Raw genomic sequence first — 3,662 nt, 5'->3', positions numbered from 1 at the left:
GTGGGTCCTGCCCGGCGCAGCCGATCAGCCCCGGGGGCGGGGTGGGGGCAAACGCGCTTTTCGTTTGCGGCCACCCCGCCCCCCGGGGCACGCTGCAAGCGGCGGGCAGGACCGACCACGGCCCACCGCCCGGAGGCCCGGGGCCGCAGGGACGACACGGGGGGGGAGAGAGAAAGCGGCACCAGGGCGACAGAAGCTGCGGCGCGGCGGTCACCGACCGCACAGCGAGCAGTTGGAGACCGCAGTTGCGGCGCGGGCCGCAACCCGCGCCGCAATCGCGTCAGACGAGATCGGTGAGGAAGTCCCAGACCCGGCCGAGGAAGCCGCCGAGTCCGGAGCGGTCACGCACGTAACGCCGCCGTTGGGGCGAGCGCCGCACGCGCCGGCGAGAAGAACTGAATGCTGACATGGAAACTCCTTCATGGAAGACGCCACACGGCCTCGGAACCCTGTGCAGCCCGAGCGGATACGACGTACAGGAACGGGGATACGGCGGCGCTGCCCACCGACGGAGATGCCCGGTGAGCAGCGGACTACCGTCACGCCGTCGGCCCCCGGTACCGCCGCACTCGGCGGTACCGGGGGCCGACGGGCCTCAGTCGCAGTCGTGGTCGTGGTCGTGGAAGATGTGGAAGACGGGGAGGCTGAAGAAGCCGCCGTAGTGTCCGTCGTCCTTCGACTTCTTCCCGCTGCCCTTGCTGCTGGAAGACTTTCCGCCACCCTTGCCGACGGGCTTCGACGCGGAGAACGCCGCAGGCGCCATCGCCGTGGTGCCAAGGCTGCCGGTGCTGCAGTCGCCGTCGTCGGCCTGGCACTGCGCGACCAGGAAGACGATGGCGAGCACCAGCAGGATGGCCACGATCACTTTGATCGGGCTACGGCTCTTGTGCATGGTCCCTCCTCTGGGGGGACTCGCCGCTCTTTGCGGCGGGTGGTGGTCCCCTGTCCGATGCGTGCCGACCGCGCTGCGGTGGGGCGGGAGGCAACCGGGGGAGGAACGAGCCCGGTTGCCTCCCGTCTCGCCGTAGCGCAGGCTCAAAGCGGCGGGCAGGGGACCACCACCCGCACTCAGCAGCTCGGCTGCGTCAAAGAGACAGTCGTCAAAGGAGACAGTCGCCATATGTAGCCGCGACGTCCCAACCGGAGCGATTCCCGGTCCGCTTACACACCCCCAGGCCCGCAAACGGCGAGCACAAATCCGGGAACGGCCCCCGGACCCGGAGCGGGCATGAGGCCCTGCCCCTGGCAGGCAGGAGGCAGGCTGCCAACGGCCGACAGGGGGACCACGACCTACCGGGGACGAACCGGAGACGGTCGGAGACGACGGGAGACGGATCAGGCACGGATCGGGGGACGAACCGCGGGCGGACCGGCCGCGGACACCGTGCGGCCCGACCGGAGCTCGAGCCGCACCTGGTTCAGGCCCCGGCGCGCTCGCCTCCGGTCACGCCGGGAGGAAAGAGAAAGACCGGTCCGCGGAAGACCAACGGGAGAGGAAGACCAACGGGGAGCACCGCACGCGCGTGCGTACCCGGGAAACGGGCACCGGCGCCGCAGGGGCGCCGGGCCCGGACCCGGCCGGTCAGAGCATCGGCCGCTTCGGGTCATCGCCCGGCGGCGACCAGTGCTCCTCGTCCGTCGGCTCCTCGTCCTTCAGCTCCTCCGCCGACCGGATGTCCGGCCGCAGCTGCCGTACCTCCGGCTTGCTGAGGACCCAGACCACCGTGCCCACGAAGATCACCGCTGCGCCGAGCAACGGAGCGGTCAGTCCGAAGCTGTCGATCGCCAGACCGACCGCCAGGTTCCCCACCGCGTTGCCCAGGTAGACCGAGGAACTTCCCAGAGCTCGAACGCGGCTGCGGAACTCCGGAGTCGGACGGTGGTAGGTGATCCTCTCCATCACCGGCGGCGGAAACGCCCCGGCGAACCCCGCGACGATCCAGACCGTCATCACGCCCCACAGGGGCACGCCCAGCGCCATCACCAGGAGCTGCGGCACGAGGAGAAGATAGCCGCCCGCGAAGATCAGGGCGGGCCGTACCTTCTCCGTGAGGTGGATGGCCACGAAGCTGCCCACCAGCCCGACGCACGCCGCGACAGCGGTGAGGACGCCGATGATCTGCGGTCCGCTCCCGGCCTGCTTGGCCCACAGCGGCAGCACCACCCCGTTCATCGGCGCCATCAAGAACCCCAGAACGGCCAGCATCACGTGCAGCCGGACGAGCAGCTTGTCCCGCCCGAAGTAGCGGATGCCTCCCGCGAGGCTCTTCCAGTAGCCCTCCTTCTCCTGCGGCTTCGAGTCCGGCTCCATACCGGACGGAAGCCTCAGGATGATCAGGCCGCTGATGAACAGCAGCGCCGCGACCATGCCCATCCCGGCAGCAGGGTTCACTGCCGCCAGCACGGCGCCGATCAGCGGACCGGCCACCGTGCCGACCGTCATGGCCGTGGTGTTCATGCTGATACCCCGGCTCTCCTTCAGGCCGACGTACTTGGCCGCTGAAGGAGCCAGGAAGGATTTCGCCAGCACTCCGGCACCACTTGCGGCACCGAGGAGAGCGATGAGCCCGACCAAGGCGGGATACGTGATCCGGTCCGTCGCCGCGAGCAGCGCCATCGTCCCGACGCTGCCGACCTCGATGATCGCGCAGACCACCGCCAGTTTGCGGAGCCCGACCTGGTCCACGACCGGTCCGGCGAGAAGCCGCGCCAGCAGCAGCGGGATCAGCTGTGCGAACACAACCAGTCCGGCACGACCGGCACTTCCCGTGGTCTGCAGGACGAACCAGGGAACGGTGAAAGTCAAAATGAATGCGGACAGGCTTCCGGCCACCGTGGATGCAAGGACCCACGGCAGGGGCCCGTACTTGGACAACGGTCGTGACATCTGTCAGGACCTCCCAAACCCATAGGGGGCTCGGGGACCTGGAGATGACGGGCCCGATGCCCCGCCGGGGGCGTCCCGGCAGGGGGGCCAAGGACGGGTGCCGGAGGTGCCGGGGCGCCGCGCAGCAAGGCCCGGTGCCTCCGGTATCCGTCACGCTCCAATGCCGGGATGCCACCGGCGGGGCATCGGGCCTGACCACGGCCCGAGGGCTTCACCTGGAGGGTGGGAGCAGTCGAACGACCTGCTGCGCAGGTGTCAGCTGTCCCTGCTGCACAGTTGCAGCAGCTGCTGCCCGGCTGTCGCTGTCCGGCTGTCCTGCGGTCTTGTCACACGCGACGTTCACGTCCGCATGAGCATTGCCGTGTCCGGTCGTTCGACTTCTCCTCCATGCGCCCGACCGCCCCGGCACTCACCACCCCTGTGCCGACCCGACCCGTCACCAGTCCTCGTCACCGATGAACACCGCGATGACGCCCCGACGATGAGCACCGACGACCACCCACGACCACTCGCGGCGAACAGCGCCCGTCACCCAACCGCTCAGCGCGGCACCCACCTCGGCACCCCCATGACGCCCGTCGGCACAACAGGCGATGCAACGCCCGCTATGCAGTTCCCGTGCCGACCAACAGCTGCAGTACGCAGCTCCTTCACTCCACCCCCGGCACAGGACCGGACTCGCCGCCTGCCCGACCGACAACAGCCAGCACGCCGGCCATGGCCCGGTTCCCATTGACCGTCCGGGGGGGCAACCACGCGCAGAGGGGGTGGGTGG

The 3,662-nt window shown here is 69.7% G+C and carries 3 protein-coding genes; all 3 read right to left on the bottom strand.

The annotated features are described in order from the left end of the window. Positions 1 to 280 precede the first annotated feature (280 nt). The gene (locus tag ITI46_RS35655; RefSeq protein ID WP_280634878.1) at positions 281 to 409 is read right to left on the bottom strand and encodes a hypothetical protein; all 129 of its coding nucleotides are present in this window, start codon (positions 407 to 409) and stop codon (positions 281 to 283) included. Between the two features lie 186 nt (positions 410 to 595). Continuing rightward, the gene (locus ITI46_RS33715; RefSeq protein WP_209243756.1) at positions 596 to 892 is read right to left on the bottom strand and encodes a hypothetical protein; all 297 of its coding nucleotides are present in this window, start codon (positions 890 to 892) and stop codon (positions 596 to 598) included. 690 nt (positions 893 to 1,582) lie between these two features. Then, positions 1,583 to 2,887 carry an MFS transporter gene (locus tag ITI46_RS33710; protein ID WP_209243755.1) on the bottom strand — a complete coding sequence of 435 codons (1,305 nt, stop codon included), beginning with the start codon at positions 2,885 to 2,887 and terminating at the stop codon, positions 1,583 to 1,585. Between the last annotated feature and the right edge of the window lie 775 nt (positions 2,888 to 3,662).

This window comes from Streptomyces oryzae (genome assembly GCF_017676365.1).
GTDB classification, from domain to species: domain Bacteria; phylum Actinomycetota; class Actinomycetes; order Streptomycetales; family Streptomycetaceae; genus Streptomyces; species Streptomyces oryzae.
Note: the sequence above shows the minus strand (reverse complement) of the source record. Positions and strands in the feature narration are given on the sequence as shown.

What these genes read in the sequence shown, in the direction of transcription:
- ITI46_RS35655 (WP_280634878.1), bottom strand. Translation starts at nt 409, where the DNA reads ATGTCAGCATTCAGTTCTTCTCGCCGGCGCGTGCGGCGCTCGCCCCAA.
- ITI46_RS33715 (WP_209243756.1), bottom strand. Translation starts at nt 892, where the DNA reads ATGCACAAGAGCCGTAGCCCGATCAAAGTGATCGTGGCCATCCTGCTG.
- ITI46_RS33710 (WP_209243755.1), bottom strand. Translation starts at nt 2,887, where the DNA reads ATGTCACGACCGTTGTCCAAGTACGGGCCCCTGCCGTGGGTCCTTGCA.